The following is a 22,541-nucleotide window of genomic DNA, read 5'->3' as shown; positions in this document are numbered from 1 at the left end:
TATAAAGACTCGGTTTATAAAAACTTGGTTTATAAAAACTTTAGTCTGCGCCGGAGAGAGAGGAGATCAGGCTTCGATATCTTGCGGGAAGGTTTGTGACCAGGCTTCAAAGCCACCGTCAACGCTGTAAACCGACTCAAACCCCTGGCTAATCAGGAATTGCGCCGCGCCACGGCTGCTGATGCCGTGATAGCACATGACCAGAACCGGCGTTTTGGCATCGGCCTGTTCCATAAAGGCGCGCATGCTTTCATTGCTCAGATGAAATGCGCCGGGTGCGTGTGCGGCACCAAAACTTTGCGGGTCACGGATATCGACCATCACCGCTTCGCCGGATGTCAGGCGGGTATGCGCCTGTTCAACGCTGATTGCTTCAAATTGTTCCATTCTGGTCGTGCCTCATAAGAAGTTATATCGCCATTCTACCTAATAATTGCACGACGAAGACCAGACGAACAGAAGGGATAAAGGTTAAACCAGAATGACTCTCACGCCTTTAAGGCGTAGCTGCCCGATGATTTCATCGTCGGCTTCTTTTCCCGTGATCAGCACGTCGATTTGTTCGGTGCGGCTGAAGAGCATTCCTGCGCGTTGTCCGATTTTACTGCTGTCGACCAGTACCGCCAGATTTCCTACGTAATTGAGCATCTTCTGTTCTGCCATCGCGGTCAGCATATCGGTTTTATACAGGCCATCGCTGGTCAGCCCTGCGCCGCTGGTGAACATCCAGTGTCCGGCGTACAGGCTTGCATCGCCATCCTGCGGTGCCAGCGTAATCGACTGACTTTTATTGTATTGGCCGCCCATGATCACCACGCTGTCGTGTTCCTGCTCAATCAGGTAATTAGCCAGCGGCAGATAATTAGTGATCACCTGAATGTCTTTCCCACACATCTCACGCCCGAGCAGAAACGCTGTTGAGCCACAGTTAATCACGACACTTTCACCCGGCAGGCACAATTGGGCAGCCGCTTTGGCGATACGCATTTTTTCGTTGAGGTTATGGGTTTGATGAATATTAAGCGGGGTCCAGTTCTGGCGTGGCTGGTTTACGGCTTCAGCGCCGTTACGCACTTTACGCAATTTCCCCAGTTCGTTGAGTTTAGTGATATCACGACGCGCAGTAGCCGGTGAAATATCAAAATTTTCAATGACATCAGCGACGGAGATCTGCCCCTGACGCTGCAAAAGATCAAGGATGGCATTGTGTCGTTGTGGCTCTGTCATGGTGTCTCCGCGGGGGAATCTGAAAGAAGATGATTACCGCGTGATTATAAACGAGCGATAATGCGAATAAAATTGTTTCTGAAGAGGCGGAGAAAATAGTCTCCGCCTTTTCTCACAATGCTTTATAGGAAGGATTTAAACGGTAAGTCAGTATCTGTTGTGAAGCAATCTTCGAACCCGCGCGGGTAGTGATATTCGAAATTATCTTTGTCATTCGGATAGGTAAATTTGCCGCCAACCTGCCAGATAAAGGGCTTGAAGCCGTATTTCAGACGGTCTTTTTTCATCTCCCACAGCACACGAATTTCCTGCGGATCGGCCTGGAAATTCGACCAGATATCATGGTGGAACGGGATCACGACTTTTGTATTCAGCGATTCTGCCATGCGCAGCATATCGACGCTGGTCATTTTGTCGGTCACACCGCGCGGATTCTCGCCGTAGGAGCCGAGGGCGACGTCAATCTGGTATTCGTTGCCGTGTTTCGCGTAGTAGTTCGAATAGTGTGAATCACCGCTGTGATACAGGTTTCCGCCCGGCGTTTTGAACAGATAGTTCACCGCACGCTGATCCATCATGTCCGGCAGAACGCCAGCCGCTTTCTGGTCGGCAGGCAAGGTTATCAGCACGGTGCGGTCGAAAGAATCCAGCGCATGAATTTCCACATCTTTGATTTTTAACACTTTGCCCGGTGTCATGACGATGCAACGTTCACGCGGCACGCCCCAGCTTATCCACAAATCCACGCAGGTTTGCGGACCGATGAACGGCACATCAGAAGCGCAGTTTTGCATCACAGCGGCCGCGACATTTACATCAATATGATCGTTGTGATCGTGGGTGGACAATACGGCGTCGATCGCTCTGATCGCAAAAGGATCAAGCACAAACGGCGTGGTGCGCAGGTTCGGTTGCAGCTTTTTCACACCCGCCATGCGTTGCATCTGATGGCCGGTTTTCATCAGCGGGCTGCTGTGATTTTGCTTGCCGACGCCACACCAGAAATCGACACAAATATTCGCGCCGCCCTCAGATTTTAACCAAATCCCCGTACAGCCCAGCCACCACATCGCAAAAGTGCCCGGCGCGACGTTTTCCTGCTCGATTTCTTCGTTCAGCCAGGTGCCCCATTCCGGGAAAGTATTGAGGATCCAGGATTCGCGGCTGATCGTTTCTACTTTGCTCATTGTATTCCCTCATCTGAGTTTGGTTTGAATGGTTAAGTCATAATTAATCATTTTGTGATTGTATATGATTTAATTTTGAGAAATTTAGCACCGAACTTTTGCCATGACAATGATTTTCACTGACGTATTTTGGCGGATTACGGGGAGTTACAAGATAAGATAACTGACTAATTTGGGAGGATAAATAATGAATAATATCTATATTACCATGATAAATAGACAAAATATGTCTTTGTGTTTTTGTTCGCTAAACGATGAGGTAACGATATCTTGCGAGACTCCTCACAAATAATCATTGTAAATCTTTATCTGATTCAATGTGAGCATTAGAGTGCGTCTGTCCCTCACTTTTTAACGCGTGTTCAGCGTCGAAGAGATCAAACAAGGTCAGACGGAGAGTTATATGGAATTCCTCTACACCCTCTTTACCGTATTTTTTAATCAGGTAATGACCAACGCGCCGTTATTGCTGGGGCTTGTAACCCTGCTCGGTTACATCCTGCTCAGAAAGAGCGCGACGGTTATCATCAAAGGCACCATCAAAACCATCATCGGCTTTATGTTACTGCAGGCGGGATCCGGCATTTTGACGGGCACATTCAAACCTGTGGTGGCGAAACTTTCTGAAGTCTACGGCATTAACGGTGCTATTTCAGATACCTACGCGTCAATGATGGCAACGGTCGAACGCATGGGCGATGCCTACAGCTGGGTCGGTTATGCGGTGCTTATCGCGCTCGCGCTGAACATCCTGATGGTGGTTTTTCGCCGCATTACCGGCATCCGCACTATCATGCTGACGGGCCACATCATGTTCCAGCAGGCGGGGCTTATCGCCGTCTTCTTCTTCATTCTCGGCTGGCCGATGTGGACCACCATCTGGTCGACGGCGATTTTGGTTTCTCTGTACTGGGGGATCACTTCCAACATGATGTACAAACCGACGCAGTCCGTGACGGAAAACAGCGGTTTTTCTATCGGGCATCAGCAACAGTTTGCGTCATGGATTGCTTACAAAATTGCACCCTATCTCGGTAAGAAAGAGGACAGCGTTGAAGACCTCAAGCTGCCGGGGTGGTTGAATATTTTCCACGACAACATCGTTTCCACCGCCATCGTGATGACCGTATTTTTCGGCATTATCCTCTGCTCGTTCGGTCTCGATACGTTGCAGAAAATGGCCGGTAAAACGCACTGGACGATTTACATCCTGCAAACCGGCCTGATGTTTGCGGTTGCCATTTTCATCATCATTCAGGGCGTGCGTATGTTCGTCGCTGAACTGACCGAAGCCTTTAACGGGATTTCCCAACGCTTAATTCCCGGTGCTGTTCTGGCGATCGACTGCGCGGCGATTTACAGCTTCGCGCCAAACGCCGTGGTCTGGGGCTTTATGTGGGGCACCATCGGCCAACTGATTGCCGTCGCCATTCTGTTTGGCGTGGGGTCTTCCATCATGATCATTCCCGGCTTTATCCCGATGTTCTTCTCCAACGCCACCATCGGCGTATTCGCGAATCACTTCGGTGGCTGGCGCGCCGCGCTGAAAATCTGCCTGGTGATGGGGATGATCGAAATCTTCGGCTGCGTCTGGGCCATCAAACTGACCGGCCTCAGCGCCTGGATGGGCATGGCCGACTGGTCAATTCTGGCACCGCCAATGATGCAGGGATTCTTTAGCGTTGGCATGGCCTTTATGGGCGTGATTGCCGTGATCGCGGTGCTGTATATGTTCTTCGCCGGTCGCACGCTTCGCGCCGAAGAAGATGCCGAAAAACAAGCTCTTAATGAGTCTGCTACTCACTAATCAACGAGGTTTCCATGACAGTACGAATTCTGGCAGTTTGCGGTTGCGGGCAAGGCAGTTCGATGATCATGAAGATGAAAATCGGGCAGTTTCTGACACAGGAAGGCGTGGAACACACCATGAACAGCTGCGCGGTCGGTGAGTATAAATCTGAGCTGAGCGGCGCGGACATTATCGTCGCCTCCACGCACGTCGCTGACGAAATCACCGTCAGCGGCAACAAATATGTCGTCGGTGTGCGCAACATGCTTTCGGCGGCGGATTTCGGCCCGAAAGTGATGGAAGTCATTAATGCTCACTTCCCAACCTCGCTGAAAAAGTAAGGAGCGCGCAATGAAACTGCGAGATTCGCTGGCCGGGAATAACTCGATTTGCCTGAAGGCGGAGGCAGAAACCTGGCAGGAAGCGGTGAAAATTGGTGTCGATATGCTGGTCGCTGCCGATGTCGTCGAGCCACGCTATTACCAGGCGATTCTGGATGGCGTTGAGCGTTTCGGGCCTTACTTCGTGATTGCGCCGGGCCTGGCCATGCCGCATGGCCGCCCGGAAGAGGGCGTCAAAAAAACCGGTTTCGCGCTGGTTACGCTGAAAAAGCCACTGGTGTTCAACCATGAGGATAACGATCCGGTGGATATCTTGATCACGCTCGCCGCCGTCGATGCCAACGTACATCAGGAGGTGGGCATCATGCAGGTCGTGAATCTGTTTGAAGATGAAGCCAATTTTGATCGTCTGCGTGATTGTACGACAGCGCAGCAGGTACTGGATTTAATTGATAAAACCTCCGCAGACGCTGAGGCGTCCCAGGCTTACTAAAGTAAGGAAAACCAACATGTCTCATTCATTACCGATGTTGCAGGTCGCGCTCGATAACCAGTCAATGGACGACGCATACAAAACCACACGTCTGATTGCCAGTGAAGTCGACATTATTGAAGTCGGCACCATCCTGTGCGTGGCTGAAGGCGTGCGCGCGGTGCGTGACCTGAAAGCGCTTTATCCGGAAAAAATCGTGCTGGCTGACGCCAAAATTGCCGACGCGGGTAAAATCCTCTCACGCATGTGTTTTGAAGCCAACGCCGACTGGGTCACCGTGATTTGCTGTGCTGACATTAATACCACCAAAGGCGCGCTGGGCGTGGCGAAAGAATTTGGCGGCGACGTGCAGATTGAGCTGACCGGTTACTGGACGTGGGAGCAGGCGCAGGAATGGCATGACGCGGGCATTCAGCAGGTGGTTTATCACCGCAGCCGCGATGCTCAGGCCGCCGGTGTGGCGTGGAGCGATGCCGATATCACGGCGATCAAGCGTCTTTCCGATATGGGCTTTAAGGTCACGATCACGGGCGGTCTGGTGCTGGAAGATTTGCCGCTGTTTAAAGACATTCCGGTTCACGTCTTCATCGCAGGACGCAGTATCCGTGACGCAAAAGACCCTGTAGACGCGGCGCGTCAGTTCAAAAAATCCATCAGCCAGCTCTGGGGCTAAGGGAAATCGCATGATGCATAAAGCCGTTCCACTCGGGATCTATGAAAAAGCTTTGCCTGCGGGCGAAGACTGGCTGATGCGCCTGACGCTGGCGAAAGAGCTGGGTTTTGATTTCGTCGAGATGTCGGTCGATGAAACCGATAGCCGGTTGGCGCGGCTTGACTGGTCACGCGAGCAACGTTTGCTGGTTGTCGATGCGATTTCGCGCACCGGCATCCGCATTCCGTCGATGTGCCTGAGCGCGCACCGGCGTTTCCCGCTGGGCTCTGAAGACGATGAAACCCGTAATCAGGGGCTGGAAATCATGCTTAAAGCCATCGTGCTGGCGCAGGATTTAGGCATCCGCGTCATTCAGCTCGCCGGTTATGACGTCTATTACCAGCAGGCCAACGATCATACCCGTGAGCGTTTCCGTGCCGGTTTGCAGGAATCCGTGGAAATGGCCAGCCGGGCGCAGGTCACGCTGGCGATGGAAATCATGGATTACCCGCTGATGAATTCGATCAGCAAAGCGTTGGGATATACGCATTACCTGAATAACCCGTGGTTCCAGCTGTATCCGGACATCGGCAATTTATCCGCCTGGGATAACGACGTGCAGATGGAACTGGCGAGCGGTGCCGGGCACATCGTTGCGGTACACATTAAAGATACGCAGCCGGGCGTATTCAAAAATGTACCGTTTGGCAGCGGCGTCGTTGAGTTTGAGCGTTGCTTCGAAACGCTACAAAAGAGCGGCTATCGCGGGCCGTATTTAATCGAAATGTGGAGTGAAACCGCTGCCGACCCGATGCAGGAAGTCCGCAACGCACGCGCCTGGGTCGTGGATAAAATGCAGAAAGCCGGGCTGGATATGGGAGAAGTGGCATGACGGAATCACTGAAACAACGTGTTTTTGAAGCGAATATGGCGCTGCCTGCGTACGGTCTGGTGACGTTTACCTGGGGCAATGTCAGCGGAATCGACCGCGAGCGCGGGCTGGTGGTCATCAAGCCGAGCGGTGTGGAATACGAAAAAATGCAGGCCAGCGATATGGTGGTCGTGAATTTGCGCGGTGAAGTGGTGGAAGGGCGTTACAGGCCGTCATCGGATACCGCCACGCATCTCGAGCTTTACGCCCGTTTCCCTGAACTTGGCGGCATTGTGCATACCCATTCTACCCATGCCACATCGTGGGCACAGGCTGGTGTTGCCATTCCCGCGTTAGGCACCACGCATGCGGATTATTTCGCGGGCGCTATTCCGTGCACACGCCCGTTGTCGCGTGAAGAAGTGGCCGGTGAATACGAGCTGGAAACCGGCAAGGTGATTGCCCAAACGCTGGAAGGCATTAACCCGCTGCACATGCCCGGCATTCTGGTGGCGCAGCACGGCCCGTTCTGCTGGGGAACCACGCCGGAGCTGGCGGTGCATAACGCTGTTGTGCTGGAGGAAGTCGCGAAAATGGCGTGGATCACCGGTATATTGCAACGCCCGCAGCACCCAATGGATGATTATCTGCTGCACAAACACTTCAGCCGCAAACACGGGCCGGATGCCTATTACGGGCAAAAATAGAAAACCATTACATAAGTTCTGAATTGCCAGCCAAACCCCCTCCCAACATCCCCTTCCCAGGTGGAGGCGCAAAAAACTCGATCAGCTCCCTCCCCTGCGAAGGGGAGGGTTGAGGTGGGGTATTAATGGCATCTCCGGCCACGCCGAAACTCCCTCAGACATGATTTCATGCATTTTTTGCCGTTCAGACAGTGAGCATTTTTTCGGCATTGGGTTTATACATAAAGGTGCCTGGATCACATTTTTTCTCACGGAAACACTCCGTCCCCACTGACAGAAAAGAGACTGCCCTATGTCGAAAATCACGCTCAAGCAGGATGTTTTTTTGGCGGCGCTAACCCGCCAGTGGCAAGCGTTTGGACTCACTTCAGCCAGGGACATGACCCGGCATCAATGGTGGCACGCGGTCAGCGCCGCCGTGGCTGAACAACTCCCGCCGCAAAATGAGTCCGTGAGCAGTAAAAGTAAAAAGATCACCCGTCACGTTAACTACATATCGATGGAATTTCTGGTCGGGCGTCTGACCGGTAATAACCTGATTAACCTCGGCTGGTACGAAAAAATTGCCAGCGCGCTTGAGCCGTTTGATATCAACCTGACAGACCTGCTTGAAGAAGAAATCGATCCGGCGCTCGGTAACGGCGGGCTCGGGCGTCTGGCGGCCTGTTATCTTGATGCGATGGCATCGGTCGGGCAACCGGGCACCGGCTACGGCCTGAATTATCAGTATGGTTTGTTCCGTCAGCGCTTTGTCGATGGCAAACAAAAAGAGTCGCCGGATGACTGGCACCGCAGTGAATATCCGTGGTTCCGCCATAACAGCTCTCTGGCCGTGAATGTCGGCATTGGCGGGAAAATCGTGAAGAACGAACAGGGTGTTTCCCGCTGGGAACCCGAATTTACGCTGCGCGGCGAAGCCTGGGATTTGCCGGTGATGGGGTATCGCAACGGAATTACGCAGCCGCTGCGTTTATGGGAAGCCACGCATCCGCACCCGTTTGATCTCGAAAAATTCAATGACGGCGAGTTTCTCAAAGCCGAGCAGCAGGGCATTGATGCGGCCAAACTCACTAAAGTGCTGTATCCGAATGACAACCATCAGGCCGGTAAACGCCTGCGCCTGATGCAGCAATATTTCCAATGCGCCTGTTCGGTGGCGGATATTTTACGGCGTCACCATTTCCTTGGCCGCAAAATCAGCGAGCTGCCGGATTACGAAGTGATTCAGCTCAACGATACCCATCCGACCATCGCGATCCCGGAAATGCTGCGCGTTTTGCTCGACGAACATCAGCTGAGCTGGAACGATGCCTGGCACATCACCAGCCGCACGTTTGCGTATACCAACCACACGTTAATGCCGGAAGCGCTGGAAACCTGGGACGAAAGCCTGGTGCGCAGCCTTTTGCCGCGACATTTCCAAATCATCAAACAAATCAACGCCAATTTCAAAAAGCTGGTCAGCAAAACCTGGCCGGGCGATGAGGCGGTTTGGGCGAAACTGGCCGTGCATCACGACAAACAGGTAAGGATGGCGAACCTCTGCGTGGTCGCCGGTTTTGCGGTAAACGGCGTGGCGGCGTTGCATTCCGACCTGGTCGTCAAAGATCTGTTCCCGGAATATCACCAGTTGTGGCCGGAAAAATTCCACAACGTCACCAACGGCATCACACCGCGCCGCTGGCTGAAACAGTGTAATCCGGCGCTTTCCGCTCTGATTGATGAGCGCCTGAAAACGGATTCCTGGGTGAATAATCTGGATCTGCTGAAAGGCCTGGAAGACGGCGTTAAAGATAAAAAATTCTGTAAGCACTACCGCAAAATCAAGCACGACAACAAAGTCCGGCTGGCGGAATACGTCTGGCATCGCATGGGCATCAAACTCAATCCGGATGCCATTTTCGATGTACAGATTAAGCGCCTGCACGAATACAAACGTCAGCATCTCAACCTGCTGCACATTCTTTCGCTTTACCGCCAGATCCGCGACAACCCGAAACTCGATATCATGCCGCGAGTTTTCCTGTTTGGTGCCAAAGCGGCGCCCGGCTATTACCTGGCAAAAAATATCATTTATGCGATCAATCAGGTCGCGGAGAAGATCAACAACGATCCGATCGTGGCCGATCGAATCAAAGTGGTATTTATCCCGGATTATTGCGTGTCGGTAGCGGAACTGATGATCCCGGCGGCGGACGTTTCCGAGCAGATTTCAACGGCAGGGAAAGAAGCGTCGGGCACCGGCAACATGAAGCTGGCGCTTAACGGCGCGCTGACCGTCGGCACGCTGGACGGCGCAAATGTCGAAATTGCCGAGCAGGTGGGCGAAGACAATATTTTCATCTTTGGCCTGACCGTTGATGAAGTGAAAGCCGAGCTGAAGAAAGGCTATAAGCCGAAAGCCGTGGTGAAAAAAGACAAACATCTCAAGGCGATTCTCGATGAACTGGCCAGCGGTTTTTATGCCAACGGCGATAAAAAGGCTTTCGATCTGATGCTCAACAGCCTGCTCGATGGCGGCGATCCGTATCTGGTACTGGCGGATTTTGCGCAGTATTGCGAAGCGCAAAAACGGGTCGATGAATTGTATCGCAACGCTGACGAATGGACGCGCCGCACGCTGCTCAACACCGCACGCGTCGGGATGTTCAGCGCCGATCGTTCTATCCGCGATTATCAGCAACGTATCTGGCAGGTAAAACGTTAGGAGCAGGCATGGAGGATAAGCAACTTGTTGAGGCCGCACGCCGGGCAGGTATTTTAGACAGTTTTATCAATATGTCGGATGAAGTGGAAACGGTGTCCAACGAAACGCGGGCATCGCTGCTGGCGGCCATGGGGCGTGATCCGGAAGATGTGCCCGAGGTCACGCCTTTGCCTGCGGTAAAAGTGTTTACGGAAGGCAAAAAAGTGCTGCTGGCCCCGGAGGGCAGCGGTGCATTTGGCTGGCAATTTACGCTTGAAAACGGCGACCAGACGGAGGGGGTCGTTGAGGTTGGCAAGGTTCTGAATCTCAGTGCCGGATTGCCAACGGGTTACCATCAGCTGACATTATCACAAAACGACAAAATCTGGTCTTGCCGGATTATTGTTGTGCCGCCGCGCTGTTATGAGCCGCCCGCGCTGCTTGAAGGCAAAAAACTGTGGGGGGCGACGATTCAGTTATACACGCTGCGGTCGGAAAATAACTGGGGCGTCGGCGATTTTGGCGACCTGAAAAAAATGGTGGAAGAAGTCGGCCTGCGCGGCGGCGCGTTCGTCGGGCTGAACCCGATACACGCGCTGTATCCGGCCAATCCTCTGAGCGCCAGCCCGTACAGCCCGTCCTCACGCCGCTGGCTGAATCTGGCGTACATCGACGTGAATACGGTGGAAGAATTTACCGCCAGCGATTTGGCACAAAGCTGGTGGCATTCCATCGAAACGCACGATGCATTGTTGCAGGCGCGCAGCACCGAGTTTGTTGATTATCCGCTGGTGATGCGGCTGAAATTAAATGCGCTGAAACTGGCGTGGCCGCTCTTTGGTGAACTGCCGGAAGCCAGCCAGCGCAAGCGGGATTTCCGTCGTTTTGTGCTGCTGGGCGGCGAAAGTTTGCGACAGCAGGCGCTGTTCGATGCGCTGCATGTTCATCTGCGGGATTTAGATCTGGGATTGTGGGGCTGGCCGGTATGGCCCGACGCTTATCGTGACGCCAGAGGGGCGGATGTGGCGGAATTCAGCCAGCATTATGCCGGTGAAATTGAGTTCTACCAGTGGCTGCAGTGGCTGGCGCATACGCAATTTTCAGCGTGTTATCAGCGTAGTGTGGAGCTGGAGATGCCGCTGGGTTTGTATCGTGATCTGGCGGTCGGCGTGGCGGAAGGTGGTGCGGAAACCTGGTCAGATCCGTCGTTGTATTGTCTGAATGCGACGATTGGTGCACCGCCGGATATTCTGGGGCCACAGGGGCAAAACTGGGGGCTTCCGCCCATTGACCCTCACGAAATGAAAGCCCGTGCCTATCAGCCGTTTATCGATTTGCTGCGTGCAAATATGGCGGAATGCGGGGCTTTGCGCATCGACCATGTTATGGGGCTGCTGCGTCTGTGGTGGATCCCGTTTGACGAAGAGGCTGGCAACGGCGCGTATGTCCGTTATCCGCTGGAAGATCTGCTCGGCGTGCTGGCGCTGGAAAGCCAGCGGCATCAGTGCATGGTGATTGGTGAAGATCTGGGGACTGTGCCAAAAGAAATTGTCGCCAGCCTGCGTGAAAGCGGCGTCTATTCCTACAAAGTGCTGTATTTCGAGCACGATAAAACCTTCACCTATCGGCCGCCTGAAAACTATGTCGTTCAGGCGATGGCGACGGTGACTACGCATGATTTACCGACCTTGCGCGGCTACTGGGAAGGCGGGGATTTAACGCTGGGTGCCACGCTGGGCGTCTATCCGGATCCACTGGTGCTGGAAAAGTTGCGTGCTGAACGCGAGCGAAGCAAACAGGGGCTGCTGGATGCGTTGCACCTGACGCATTGTGTGCCGAAATCCACCGGGCACACGGCGGCAAAAATGCCGATGACGCCGGTGCTGAACCGGGGTTTACAGCGTTATCTGGCGGACAGCGCCAGTGCGCTGCTCGGGCTGCAACCGGAAGACTGGCTGGATATGTCGACGCCGGTTAACGTGCCTGGCACAAACACTGAATACCCTAACTGGCGGCGAAAACTGACGCACACCCTGGAAGCGTTGTTCAGCGATGAGCACATTAATTTGCTGCTGGCAGATTTGAACCGCCGACGGTTAGCAACTTCTGAGTCGTCTGCTAAACCCCCTCCCAACCTCCCCCTTCGCAGGGGGAGGAGCTAAAAGCCAAACCTGGAAAGCGGCTTCGGGCAACTCCCTCCCCTGCGAAGGGGAGGGTTGGGGTGGGGTATTAATGGCGACACCCGTATTCAAACCATAAAAAAAGCACCCAACGGAAGGGTGCTTTTTACATTCTGTCTGATTAACGGTTAATCAGTAGAAAGAGTGCTCGCCGCGCTGGTGTTCGGTCAGGTCACGAACGCCTTTCAGTTCCGGGAAGTTTTGCAGCAGTTCTTTCTCGATGCCGTCTTTCAGAGTGACATCAATCATAGAACAACCGTTACAACCGCCGCCGAACTGCAGAACAGCAATACCATCGTCGGTGATTTCCATCAGGGAAACACGGCCACCGTGGCTGGCCAGTTGCGGGTTAATCTGCGACTGCAACTGATATTCAACACGTTCCATCAGCGGCGCATCATCAGACACTTTACGCATTTTTGCGTTAGGTGCTTTCAGCGTGAGCTGGGAACCGAGCTGATCGGTGACGAAATCAATCACGGCATCCTGCAGATAAGGCGCGCTGAGTTCATCGACGAAAGCAGACAGTTTCTCGAACTTCAGTTCGGTATCCGTCGCTTCCACGGCGTCTGGCGGGCAATAAGAGACACCGCATTCTGCGGTCGGCGTACCGGGATTGATCACGAATACGCGGATTTGGGTGCCTTCTTCCTGGTTTGCCAGCAATTTGGCAAAGTGCTCTTGGGCAGCATCGGTAATAAGGATCATAACATTCGCTCAATAGTTGACTACTCTAGTTGGTTATAATACGCCCTTTACTTTTACCCGTCATCTTTCACGTTGCCGCTGTTTTAGCAGCATGTGCTCACTTTTGTAAGGTACGGCAAATACAGGCAATTTGCAGTGAGGCAACTCCCTGATTGTGCAGAATTTTGCCTATTTCACGCACCGTACTGCCAGTGGTCACTACATCATCGAGCAGCATTACATGCTTACCCCGCAGGTTCGCATGGCAGGTGAACGCTTTACGTAAATTCCATTTTCTTTCCCGTTCGGTCAGGCTTTGCTGGGATACCGTCTGCCGGTCACGGGTTAAGGCTCCGGGGAGATATTGACAATGCAGCCAGCGCGCCAGCGGACGTGCAAGCAGTTCGCTCTGATTGTAACCACGCGAAAAATAGCGTTTCTGGTGCAAAGGTACGCTGAGCAGCACCTCGGGCCTCGGCAGATTGCCGGATCGCCAGCGCGCCAGCCAGCGCAACAGGAGCAGGCGCGCAAGCGGGGTATCCAGCTCGGGAAGATTGGAGAATTTCAGCCGCAGCACCAGCCCGCTGACCGGCGGCTCATACGGGCTGGCGAAAATCAGTGCGTCCCACGGCGGAGGTTTCAGCAGGCAGCGCCCGCAATCGAGATTACCACCGGCACTGGGCAACCCGCAGCGCGGGCAATAGGGCGGCGCTGGCGGCAGGTGTTTCAGACACAGGCTGCAAATCCCCTGAACTGCAAGGTGCAGCGGACACTGGCATAGCCAACAGCGGCTGGCAATTGTTAGCATAGTGGCGGGTTCCTTTTGCCATTCAGACAGACACGGACAATACGCTATGAACAAGCTTTACCGGGAGACAATCGGCGAAGGAGATCGCCATCTTGTGCTGCTTCACGGATGGGGGCTGAATGCCGAAGTGTGGCGTTACACCGCGGAGCGACTTGCGCCGCAATTTTGTCTGCATCTGGTGGATTTGCCCGGCTATGGCCGCAGCGAAGGTTTTGGCGCGATGACGCTCGAAGAGATGGCGGACGCCGTTCTTGCCGTTATGCCGGAGAAAGCCTCTCTGGTGGGCTGGTCGCTGGGCGGGCTGGTGGCCACTCAGATTGCGCTGAGTGCGCCGGAGCGGGTTGAAAAATTGATCACCGTGGCTTCTTCGCCGTGCTTCTGTGCGCATGAGAACTGGCCGGGGATCCGCCCTGATGTGTTGCAGGGATTCCAGCATCAGCTGAGTGAGGATTTTCAGCGCACGGTCGAGCGTTTTCTGGCCTTGCAAACCCTGGGCAGTGACAGTGCGCGTCAGGATGCGCGGTTGCTGAAGTCGATAGTGCTTAATCTGCCGATGCCCCCTGTCGATGTGCTGAACGGCGGGCTGGAGATTTTACGACGCGTGGATCTGCGCCAGCCGATGACAAAACTGGCGGTGCCATTATTGCGTATTTACGGTGCACTGGATGGCCTGGTGCCAAGAAAAATGGTGCCCTTGCTGGACGGGTTACTCCCGGCATCCCGTTCTGAAATTATTGTAAAATCCGCTCACGCACCGTTTATCTCTCATCCCGATGATTTTTGTGAACTTGTCGAGCAGTTCCTGGTTGCAGAATGATAATTAATGTAAATATTTTATTACTGGTTTCTGGCTAATTCCGAAGGGTGATTAATACTTAAGCCGATAGATGCCGGAGGTGAGGGGCTGGCGCTTTTGCATCCGCCCGTCTGTGTCTCTGGGGAGAAATCTGGTGGTTAACCAGGAAGGTTCATACCAGCACAGACCCACCCTCCGTTCATATCTTGACTGCTTTCTTTGAGAATTATTCATCTAATTTAGAGGTATTGTCATGAAATCAAACAAAATTATCTTTGCGGCAGTTCTTGCAGGGTTATTCTCAGTCAACGCAATGGCGGCTGATCTGATTACGAAAGAAGAAGCGAAAGACAAAGGCTATACCAGCCTGGGTCTGGTGACGACCACCAATGAATACACGGCTCCAATGGATGCCAGAGAAGAGCTGGCAAAACTGGCGGATGAAAAAGGGGGTAAATATTTCGCGATTATCGCCGCTCAGGAGAAGAAGAAAATCAGCGCAACGGCTGAAGTGTTCAAATAATCGTTAATTCCTTCCGGTATCCGGGATGCCTTTGCGCATCCCTTTTTTATTTCCTGATTTATGTGCACTTCCTCTCTTTCTTTGTTCTGTATCAACTTGTTTTTAATCAAATAGGCCAGATCGTTACTCTCAGGGTAACGAACTGTCAGGACGCTTAATTGATGGAATATTCTTCGTTACATACACTTAGCAGGCTATCAAAACAGGTCAAATGTGATGCAACCGCCACTTGACTGAACTTCCCTCCGTCCTTTTGCTTCATCACGTCGGGAACACTTCAGCAAGCTCAACCCAGGGAGGTTTGGCATGCCGCAACATCCGCAGACCACGAAAGTGTGGGACACCCGCCGCAGTGAGAAACAACGGCGTATCGACAGTGTCCGTTCCGTGGCAGAGGGTAAAGTCTTACCCACCGACAAAATTATTCCTATCCTCGAAACGCTGATCGCTTCCGGCGACCGCGTGGTGATGGAAGGTAACAACCAAAAACAAGCTGACTTCCTTTCCCGTTCACTGGCGAAAGTGAACCCTGAAAAGCTGCATGATTTACACATGATCATGCCAAGCGTCAGCCGTGCAGAGCATCTGGATCTCTTCGAACGCGGGATTGCCCGCAAGCTCGACTTCGCGTTCTCCGGCCCGCAAAGCCTGCGTATCGCGCAGTTGCTGGAAGATGGTCAGATGGAAATCGGTGCGATCCATACCTACATCGAACTGTATTCCCGTCTCTATGTCGATCTGGTGCCGAATATCGCGCTGATTGCCGGCTTCAAAGCTGACCGCAAAGGTAACCTTTATACCGGTGCGAGCACCGAAGACACGCCAGCGCTGGTCGAAGCGGCTGCGTTTAAAAACGGTATCGTGATTGCGCAGGTTAATGAACTGGTTGATGAAGACACTGATCTGCCACGCGTTGATATTCCGGGCGACTGGATTGATTTCGTGGTTGTTGCCGACAAGCCTTTCTTCATCGAACCGCTGTTCACCCGCGACCCGCGTCTGATTAAACCGGTTCATGTGCTGATGGCAATGATGGCTATCAAAGGCATCTACGCTAAACACAACGTGCAGTCACTGAACCACGGTATTGGTTTCAACACCGCCGCCATCGAACTGCTGCTGCCGACCTACGGCGAACAGCTCGGCCTGCGCGGCAAAATCTGTAAACACTGGACCCTGAACCCGCATCCGACGCTGATCCCTGCCATCGAAAGCGGCTGGGTAGAAACGGTTCACTGCTTCGGTGGCGAGCTGGGGATGGAAGAGTACATCCGCGCCCGTCCGGACGTGTTCTTCACCGGCTCTGACGGTTCTATGCGTTCTAACCGCGCGTTCTGCCAGCTGGCAGGCCAGTACGCGGTAGATATGTTCATCGGTTCCACCTTGCAGGTCGATGGTCTGGCGAACTCCTCAACCGTGACCCGTGGCCGTCTGGCCGGTTTCGGTGGTGCGCCAAACATGGGCCACGATCCTCATGGTCGCCGTCACTCAACCCCTGCCTGGCTCGACATGATCGAAGAGCCGGATCCGCTGGCTCGCGGTAAAAAACTGGTCGTGCAGATGGTGGAAACCTTCCAGGCCGGTGGTAAACCGACGTTTGTTGAAAAACTGGAAGCGGTCGATGTGGGTAAAGAATCCGGGATGCCGCTGGCGCCTGTGATGATTTACGGCGACGACGTGACTCACGTTCTGACCGAAGAAGGTATCGCATATCTGCACCGTGCGCGTTCTCTTGAAGAGCGCCGTGCGATGGTCGCAGCGGTTGCCGGTATCACTGACATTGGCCTGGGCGTCGACGCTAAACGCGTTGCTGACCTGCGTCGTCAGGGGCTGGTGGTCTTCCCTGAAGACATGGGCATTCGCCGCACTGATGCGACCCGTTCATTACTGGCGGCCGGCAGCGTGAGCGAACTGGTTGACTGGTCAGGCGGTTTGTACAACCCGCCAGCCAAATTCCGCAGCTGGTGATCACTATGCCGCAGACTTTAACGATTGGCGCTGTGCTGACAGCGGAAGAGCTGGCCGAAAGGCTGGCAGACACGGCGACGCAGGCGCTGATCGATGAAGCGCGGCTTAGCCCGAAACCGGGGCTGGTGGACAGCCGGAGTTCCGGCGCACATCAGGATTTAAATTTGGATCTGATGGTGCGCTCGGCACGCAGTCTGACGCCCACTTTCTATTTGCTGGCGTTACACAGCTGGCAGCGCCCGGCGGATATCGCCCTGCGCCAGGAAGTGGGGCGTTTAGGCCGTGCCGGAGAGGCACAGATGATGGTGGAAACCGGCGGAGTGAATACTCACCGGGGCGCTATCTGGGCGATGGGGTTGCTGGTCAGCGCCGTAGCCATGCAGCCGGAAAGTTTGCTGCCAGCGCTTATTGCGCAGCGCGCCGCGAAAATTGCGGCGTTACCCGACGCCTTCAGCCCGAAAAAATTCAGTAAAGGTTCGCACGCCGTGCAGCGTTATCAGGTGCCCGGCGCGCGCGAAGAGGCGCAGAGCGGCTTCCCGCACATTATCGATTGTGCGTTGCCGCAGCTTCATCACAGCCGTTCACGCGGTGCCAGCGAAAGCGAAGCACAGGTTGATGCGTTGCTGGCGGTGATGACCCGGCTTTCCGATACCTGTGTGTTATCGCGCGGCGGATTACCGGCGCTGGAAGCCATGCATCAGGGGGCGAAATCTGTACTCCACGCAGGCGGTATGCGCACGGCTGCGGGCAAAGAGCAGTTGCGTCATCTTGAACGCCGGATGCTGGCTGATAACGTCTCGCCCGGCGGTGCCGCTGATTTACTGGCCGCCACTCTGTTTCTCGACCGCGTCAGCATCGGCTGACTGAGCCGGATACGCATTAACTAACATCAGTACAAAGAGGTGTTATGGAACGTTTTGAATTTACATACCCGGCGGCAAAACCGCTGGCAGGCCACGCCGAGGCAGGCGTGGTAGGTTCCGGCGATTTAGAAGCGCTGTATGAACCAAAAACAATCAACGAACTGAAAATTATCGTCACCACATCTGTCGACGGCAGCCATACCCTTTGGCAGAACTTTTTTGACCGCCTGAACGCCCTGCGTGAATTACCGGCCGGTCGTCTCGACATCAATGATTTTGGCGCCACACCAGGGGTTGCCCGTCTGCGTATCGAACAGGTTTTTGAGGAGGCTGAACATGCCAACTGATCAAAGCTTTATCGAGCTGAGCGCCCGTCAGCGCGCCCGTAAATTGCTGGACGCCGGGACGTTCCGCGAGCTGCTGGGGCCGTTCGAACGCATTATGTCGCCGTGGCTGGAACCGCAGGGCATCGTTCCGCAGGCTGATGACGGCATGGTTGTCGCGAAAGGCCAGATCAACGGCCAGCCCGCGGTAGTCGTCGCCATTGAAGGCAGTTTCCAGGGCGGCAGTATGGGCGAAGTGTCCGGTGCCAAAATGGCCGCTGCGCTGGAAATGGCGGCTGAGGATAACCGTAACGGCATCCCGACTCAGGCAGTCCTTCTGCTCGAAACCGGTGGTGTACGTTTGCAGGAAGCCAATCTGGGCCTCGCGGCTATCGCCGATATTCACGCCGCAATCGTCGATTTACGTCGCTATACGCCGGTGATTGGCGTGGTTGCAGGCACAGTCGGCTGTTTCGGCGGGATGTCCATCGCGGCCGCCTTGTGCAGCTACCTGATTGTCACCCGTGAAGCGCGTCTGGGCCTGAACGGTCCGCAGGTTATCGAACAGGAAGCCGGTATCGACGAATACGATTCCCGCGACCGTCCGTTTATCTGGAGCATGACCGGTGGCGAAGTGCGTTATCACAGCGGTTTTGTGGACGCGCTGGTTAAAGACTCCCTCGCGCAAGTGAAAGACAACGTGCTCGCCTTCATCAAAAAAGGTGTCCCGGCGACACATCGTTCTGATAATTATGATTATTACCTGCCAAAACTGACCGGTTTTGACACCGCGCAGCAGGCCAGCCGTGAAGTGACGGAAGCCCTGTTTAACCGGGAGGATCGCGCATGAGCAACGTAGAAAGCAACACCGTCAGCCGGGGTGATTACTGGTTTGCAGAACTGACCAAAGAAGCCACACCGGTCAGCGGCCTTTGCCCTTCGGTAAAAGCCGCCGATGGCAAACTTAACGACCAGGCTGTCCGTTTCATTACTGTCGTGCCGGATAAAAATAATCAGTATCCGCGCGCAGCGGGTGGTGAAGTCGGTCTGCTGGAAGGCTGGACGCTGGCAAAAGTTGTTAACGACGCCATTGCTGCTGATGCGAATTCCGACACCAAACGCGCCATCGTGGCGGTGATTGATGTGCCAAGCCAGGCATATGGCCGCCGTGAAGAAGCGTTCGGCATCCATCAGGCGCTGGCCGGTGCCGCAGGTGCTTACGCCAAAGCGCGTCTGGCCGGGCATCCGGTGGTTGGGCTGATTGTCGGCAAAGCGATGTCCGGTGCGTTTCTGGCACACGGTTATCAGGCCAACAAGCTGATTGCCTTCAAAAATAACGGCGTCATGATCCACGCGATGGGGAAAGAATCCGCAGCACGTATCACATTACGTTCCGTGGACGCGCTGGAAAAACTGGCCGCAACCATCCCGCCGATGGCTTACGACATCGAAAACTACGCCACTCTGGGGCTGCTGTCGCAATTACTCGACATCGCTAATCCGGACAGCGCAACACCCGACGACATCACCCGTGTACAAAACGTGGTATGGCAAAACATCCAGGACGCACGCAAAGAAGGCGTTAGCCTCAGCAACCGTCTGGGTGCAGAAAATCGCGCAAGTTCGCAGCGCGTTCGCCAGCAGATGCGTCAGGAATGGTAATTCGTTAACAACTTTCAGTCTCAACCGGTAACGCACCTGCAAACAGCGTGACGCAGCCGCATTGCAGGTTCCCGCCCCTGGTGTTCAGGGGCGAGGGCCTGCTGTTGTCTGCAACTGGACTGTCATACTAAAAAACCATCGCGCCGGCGCCGACTGAGCATTCATTTTTTGCCTCAGGAAAATCGCTATGACTTACGTAATATTGCACGCGCTTGCCCCTATTTTCGTCATCATGATCCTCGGTTTTTATGCCGGGAAAGCGAAAATGGTGGATAACCAGAACGTCTCTTTACTGAATATTTTTGTGATGGATTTCGCTTTACCCGCTGCGCTGTTTGCAGCAACTGTACAAACGCCGTGGGCCGGTATCGTCGAACAATCACCGCTGATTCTGGTGCTGGTTCTGGCGATGTGGATCACCTACGCCGCGATTTACTTTATTTGCACCAAAGTGTTTAAGAAGTCGCCACAGGATGCGGCCGTTCTGACGCTGACCGTGGCACTGCCAAACTACGCAGCGCTCGGTTTGCCGATCCTGAGCAGTGTTCTGGGCGATGCGCCGTCAACCTCATTGTCCGTGGCGGTTTCGATTGCCTGTGGTTCAGTGCTGATGACACCGTTCTGCCTGCTGATTCTGGAACGTGAAAAAGCGCGTCTGAGCGGCGAAAATCAGGGCTCATCACTGGCGCTGTTGCCGGTTCTGATGTGGCGTTCTGTGAAAAAACCGATCGTCTGGGCACCGCTTTTGGGTGTGATTCTGGCGGCAGTTGGCATTAAAATGCCGGAAATCTTCCTGGCCTCGATCAAACCGCTGGGTCTGTCAGCAACGGCTTCTGCCTTGTTCCTGACCGGTGTGATCCTGTCAGCCCGTAAGCTGAAAATTAACGGTCCGGTGCTGTTGTCCTGCGTTGCGAAAAACCTGATTCAGCCGTTTATCGCCTGGGGTCTGGTCCTGGCGTTCGGTCTGAGTGGTCAGGTTGCAGTGACTGCGATTCTGATGATTGCGCTGTCGGCCGGTTTCTTCGGTATCGTGTTCGGTAACCGTTTCGGCGTTCAGTCTCCGGATGCGGAAGCTTCGCTGCTGATAAGCTCCGTGTTGTGTATTGTGACACTGCCGCTGTTCATCTCACTGACGGCTGCACTTCACTGATAAGACAGGATTGATAAAAATGTCTGTACCGCGTGCCCATGATTTTATCTGGATTAGCGACCGCTCTGCGCTGGAAAGCGACAACGTTTTACCCGACTGGGTCAACAGCAGCTGGCGCACTGCGCTGCCGCTGGTGGTCCGTCGCGACCAGCGTGCGGACGGGGCTATTCCGGTTGGGATACGCGGGTTGACCCGCATTCAGCGTGCGGCGGCCTGGGTTAGCCCGGCCGCCGTGGTGCGGGTCGTGACGCCGGAATTGCTGGTCAGTGACGTCAATGCGCTTTTGCAATCGCCGTTTGTTTCACAACAACCGGTGCAGGCATTGATTACGTTAAGCAGTCTGCAATTGCCTTTCCCGTGGGGCGTGACGGGCAGTTGTGCGTTTGCGCTGGCCAGCGACCTTCCGGTCATGCACGCTGACAGTGATCTGGATTTGCTGGTGCGCTGTGATTCTCCGGCGACACCTGCGCAGTTTCTCGATTTTTACGACCAGCTTCAGCGGCTTCCGTGCCGTGCCGATGTTCAGATCAATACGCCACAAGGGGGATTTGCCCTCAGCGAATGGCTGCGCGGCGGTGATGTGATGCTGAAAACCGCGACCGGCCCGTTCCGGGTGCGTGACCCGTGGCAATCGCTGACTGGCTGATGTCTGGCAAAAGAAGCAAGGAGCACGATGAAAATCTTATTTACCTTCCCCGGTCAGGGCCCGCAGGTGCCGCAAATGCTGCACAATTTGCCCGACAATTCCCTGACACATTCCCTCATTGAACAGGCCAGCCTGGCGCTTGGCGAAGATGTTCTCCTCCTTGATAACGCCGACGCTTTTCATTCCACCGGCGCGGTCCAGCTCTGTCTGCTGATTGCCGGTGTCGTTTGGGCAAAACAATGCAAGGCCGAAGGCATCGAAGCCGATTTTTGCAGCGGGTTGTCCATCGGGGCATTTCCGGCCGCCGTGGTTGCGGGCGCGCTGGATTTCTCCGACGCCGTGAAACTGGTCGCCCTGCGCGGCGAGTTAATGCAACAGGCTTATCCGCAGGGCTTTGGCCTTTCTGCCATCACGGGTCTGCGTCAGGCGCAAATTGAAGCGCTGGTGGCGCAGGTTAACAGCGACGAGCTTCCGGTTTATCTGGCCAACATTAACGCTGAAGATCAGCTGGTTATCGCCGGCAGCGATGCCGCGATGAAACAGGTGATGCTGCTTGCGAAAGAGCAGGGCGCGCAGAAAACGCACCGGCTGGCAGTCAGCGTGCCGTCGCATTGCGCGCTGCTTGATGAACCTGCGGCCAGACTGGTGGAAGCCTTTAAACAGGTGAAAATTTCCCGTCCGGTTTGCGGTTATCTCAGCGGAACTACCGGACGCGTTTACTGGCAGCCGGAGAAAATCGCCGATGATTTAGCGATGAACATGGCGCGGACCGTGAACTGGCGAGATGCCATGGTTGCGGCCTACCAGCGCGATGTCCGGCTGGCACTCGAAATGCCGCCCGGCTGCGTGCTGACCGGTCTGACAAAACGCGCCATGGATCAGGGCGAAGCGCTGTCTGTATGCCAGTCCGGCATGCACGTTGCGGGACGTCTCGCAACCCGGTTACGGGAAAACGAACGTTAGAAATTAGTGTGATAGGTTG

The 22,541-nt window shown here is 54.5% G+C and carries 23 protein-coding genes; 18 read left to right on the top strand and 5 right to left on the bottom strand.

Annotated elements, in window-relative coordinates; all coding sequences use genetic code 11:
• Window positions 1-66 precede the first annotated feature (66 nt).
• The 3 genes from glpE to ulaG form a co-directional block, all read right to left on the bottom strand.
• Window positions 67-387, bottom strand: a complete 321-nt coding sequence (gene glpE / locus CWS43_RS13775; protein WP_101077507.1) for a thiosulfate sulfurtransferase GlpE — start codon at window positions 385-387, stop codon at window positions 67-69.
• Between the two features lie 84 nt (window positions 388-471).
• Window positions 472-1,227 carry an HTH-type transcriptional regulator UlaR gene (gene ulaR, locus CWS43_RS13770; protein ID WP_101077506.1) on the bottom strand — a complete coding sequence of 252 codons (756 nt, stop codon included), beginning with the start codon at window positions 1,225-1,227 and terminating at the stop codon, window positions 472-474.
• Window positions 1,228-1,349: 122 nt separating this feature from the next.
• Window positions 1,350-2,414 (bottom strand): L-ascorbate 6-phosphate lactonase, encoded by a 1,065-nt coding sequence (ulaG, locus tag CWS43_RS13765; protein ID WP_101077505.1) that lies wholly within the window; start codon window positions 2,412-2,414, stop codon window positions 1,350-1,352.
• 403 nt (window positions 2,415-2,817) lie between these two features.
• On the opposite strand from ulaG, the gene ulaA reads away from it, so the two are divergent.
• The 8 genes from ulaA to malQ all read left to right on the top strand — a co-directional run bounded on the left by ulaA (window position 2,818) and on the right by malQ (window position 12,115).
• The gene (ulaA, locus tag CWS43_RS13760) at window positions 2,818-4,221 is read left to right on the top strand and encodes a PTS ascorbate transporter subunit IIC (protein ID WP_101077504.1); all 1,404 of its coding nucleotides are present in this window, start codon (window positions 2,818-2,820) and stop codon (window positions 4,219-4,221) included.
• Between the two features lie 14 nt (window positions 4,222-4,235).
• A complete protein-coding gene (ulaB, locus tag CWS43_RS13755; protein ID WP_101077503.1) occupies window positions 4,236-4,544 on the top strand; it encodes a PTS ascorbate transporter subunit IIB in 309 nt (102 codons plus the stop codon).
• 10 nt (window positions 4,545-4,554) lie between these two features.
• Complete coding sequence (gene ulaC / locus CWS43_RS13750; protein WP_101077502.1) at window positions 4,555-5,037, top strand: PTS ascorbate transporter subunit IIA; 483 nt, start codon at window positions 4,555-4,557, stop codon at window positions 5,035-5,037.
• 16 nt (window positions 5,038-5,053) lie between these two features.
• Window positions 5,054-5,710: a 3-keto-L-gulonate-6-phosphate decarboxylase UlaD gene (locus tag CWS43_RS13745; RefSeq protein ID WP_101077501.1), complete on the top strand. Its 657-nt coding sequence runs from the start codon at window positions 5,054-5,056 to the stop codon at window positions 5,708-5,710.
• Window positions 5,711-5,720: 10 nt separating this feature from the next.
• Window positions 5,721-6,581, top strand: a complete 861-nt coding sequence (locus tag CWS43_RS13740; protein ID WP_101077500.1) for an L-ribulose-5-phosphate 3-epimerase — start codon at window positions 5,721-5,723, stop codon at window positions 6,579-6,581.
• Entirely contained in the window at window positions 6,578-7,267 is a 690-nt protein-coding gene (locus CWS43_RS13735) for an L-ribulose-5-phosphate 4-epimerase (RefSeq protein WP_101077499.1), read from the top strand. The genes CWS43_RS13740 and CWS43_RS13735 overlap by 4 nt, the downstream gene beginning before the upstream one ends.
• A gap of 292 nt (window positions 7,268-7,559) precedes the next feature.
• Window positions 7,560-9,974: a maltodextrin phosphorylase gene (malP, locus tag CWS43_RS13730; RefSeq protein WP_101077498.1), complete on the top strand. Its 2,415-nt coding sequence runs from the start codon at window positions 7,560-7,562 to the stop codon at window positions 9,972-9,974.
• A gap of 8 nt (window positions 9,975-9,982) precedes the next feature.
• Entirely contained in the window at window positions 9,983-12,115 is a 2,133-nt protein-coding gene (gene malQ, locus CWS43_RS13725) for a 4-alpha-glucanotransferase (RefSeq protein WP_101077497.1), read from the top strand.
• A 150-nt stretch (window positions 12,116-12,265) separates the two neighbouring features.
• On the opposite strand, the gene nfuA is transcribed toward malQ, so the two are convergent.
• Window positions 12,266-12,841: a Fe-S biogenesis protein NfuA gene (gene nfuA / locus CWS43_RS13720; protein WP_101077496.1), complete on the bottom strand. Its 576-nt coding sequence runs from the start codon at window positions 12,839-12,841 to the stop codon at window positions 12,266-12,268.
• Between the two features lie 97 nt (window positions 12,842-12,938).
• Complete coding sequence (gene gntX, locus CWS43_RS13715) at window positions 12,939-13,628, bottom strand: DNA utilization protein GntX (protein WP_101077495.1); 690 nt, start codon at window positions 13,626-13,628, stop codon at window positions 12,939-12,941.
• A 46-nt stretch (window positions 13,629-13,674) separates the two neighbouring features.
• Here gntX and bioH point away from each other — a divergent pair, with 46 nt between their 5' ends.
• The 10 genes from bioH to mdcH all read left to right on the top strand — a co-directional run bounded on the left by bioH (window position 13,675) and on the right by mdcH (window position 22,522).
• Window positions 13,675-14,445 (top strand): pimeloyl-ACP methyl ester esterase BioH, encoded by a 771-nt coding sequence (gene bioH, locus CWS43_RS13710; protein WP_101077494.1) that lies wholly within the window; start codon window positions 13,675-13,677, stop codon window positions 14,443-14,445.
• Window positions 14,446-14,677: 232 nt separating this feature from the next.
• Window positions 14,678-14,947, top strand: a complete 270-nt coding sequence (locus CWS43_RS13705) for a YdgH/BhsA/McbA-like domain containing protein (protein WP_101077493.1) — start codon at window positions 14,678-14,680, stop codon at window positions 14,945-14,947.
• 306 nt (window positions 14,948-15,253) lie between these two features.
• On the top strand, window positions 15,254-16,915 hold the full coding sequence (gene mdcA, locus CWS43_RS13700; protein ID WP_101077492.1) for a malonate decarboxylase subunit alpha: 1,662 nt from the start codon (window positions 15,254-15,256) through the stop codon (window positions 16,913-16,915).
• 5 nt (window positions 16,916-16,920) lie between these two features.
• Window positions 16,921-17,778 carry a triphosphoribosyl-dephospho-CoA synthase gene (locus CWS43_RS13695; protein ID WP_101077491.1) on the top strand — a complete coding sequence of 286 codons (858 nt, stop codon included), beginning with the start codon at window positions 16,921-16,923 and terminating at the stop codon, window positions 17,776-17,778.
• A 44-nt stretch (window positions 17,779-17,822) separates the two neighbouring features.
• Window positions 17,823-18,125 carry a malonate decarboxylase subunit delta gene (locus CWS43_RS13690; protein WP_101077490.1) on the top strand — a complete coding sequence of 101 codons (303 nt, stop codon included), beginning with the start codon at window positions 17,823-17,825 and terminating at the stop codon, window positions 18,123-18,125.
• A complete protein-coding gene (locus CWS43_RS13685) occupies window positions 18,115-18,951 on the top strand; it encodes a biotin-independent malonate decarboxylase subunit beta (protein ID WP_101077489.1) in 837 nt (278 codons plus the stop codon). Before CWS43_RS13690 ends, CWS43_RS13685 begins: the two co-directional genes overlap by 11 nt.
• Window positions 18,948-19,763, top strand: a complete 816-nt coding sequence (gene mdcE, locus CWS43_RS13680; protein ID WP_101077488.1) for a biotin-independent malonate decarboxylase subunit gamma — start codon at window positions 18,948-18,950, stop codon at window positions 19,761-19,763. Before CWS43_RS13685 ends, mdcE begins: the two co-directional genes overlap by 4 nt.
• Window positions 19,764-19,950: 187 nt before the next feature.
• Window positions 19,951-20,913, top strand: coding sequence for an AEC family transporter (locus CWS43_RS13675; RefSeq protein ID WP_101077487.1), 963 nt, complete (start codon window positions 19,951-19,953; stop codon window positions 20,911-20,913).
• Window positions 20,914-20,932: 19 nt separating this feature from the next.
• Complete coding sequence (locus CWS43_RS13670) at window positions 20,933-21,559, top strand: malonate decarboxylase holo-ACP synthase (RefSeq protein WP_101077486.1); 627 nt, start codon at window positions 20,933-20,935, stop codon at window positions 21,557-21,559.
• 27 nt (window positions 21,560-21,586) lie between these two features.
• Window positions 21,587-22,522, top strand: coding sequence for a malonate decarboxylase subunit epsilon (mdcH, locus tag CWS43_RS13665; protein WP_101077485.1), 936 nt, complete (start codon window positions 21,587-21,589; stop codon window positions 22,520-22,522).
• The last annotated feature ends 19 nt before the right edge of the window (window positions 22,523-22,541 follow it).

The sequence above is a fragment of the Rahnella sp. AA genome (assembly GCF_002834385.1).
GTDB lineage: Bacteria > Pseudomonadota > Gammaproteobacteria > Enterobacterales > Enterobacteriaceae > Rahnella.
This window is presented reverse-complemented; position numbering and strand designations above follow the sequence as displayed.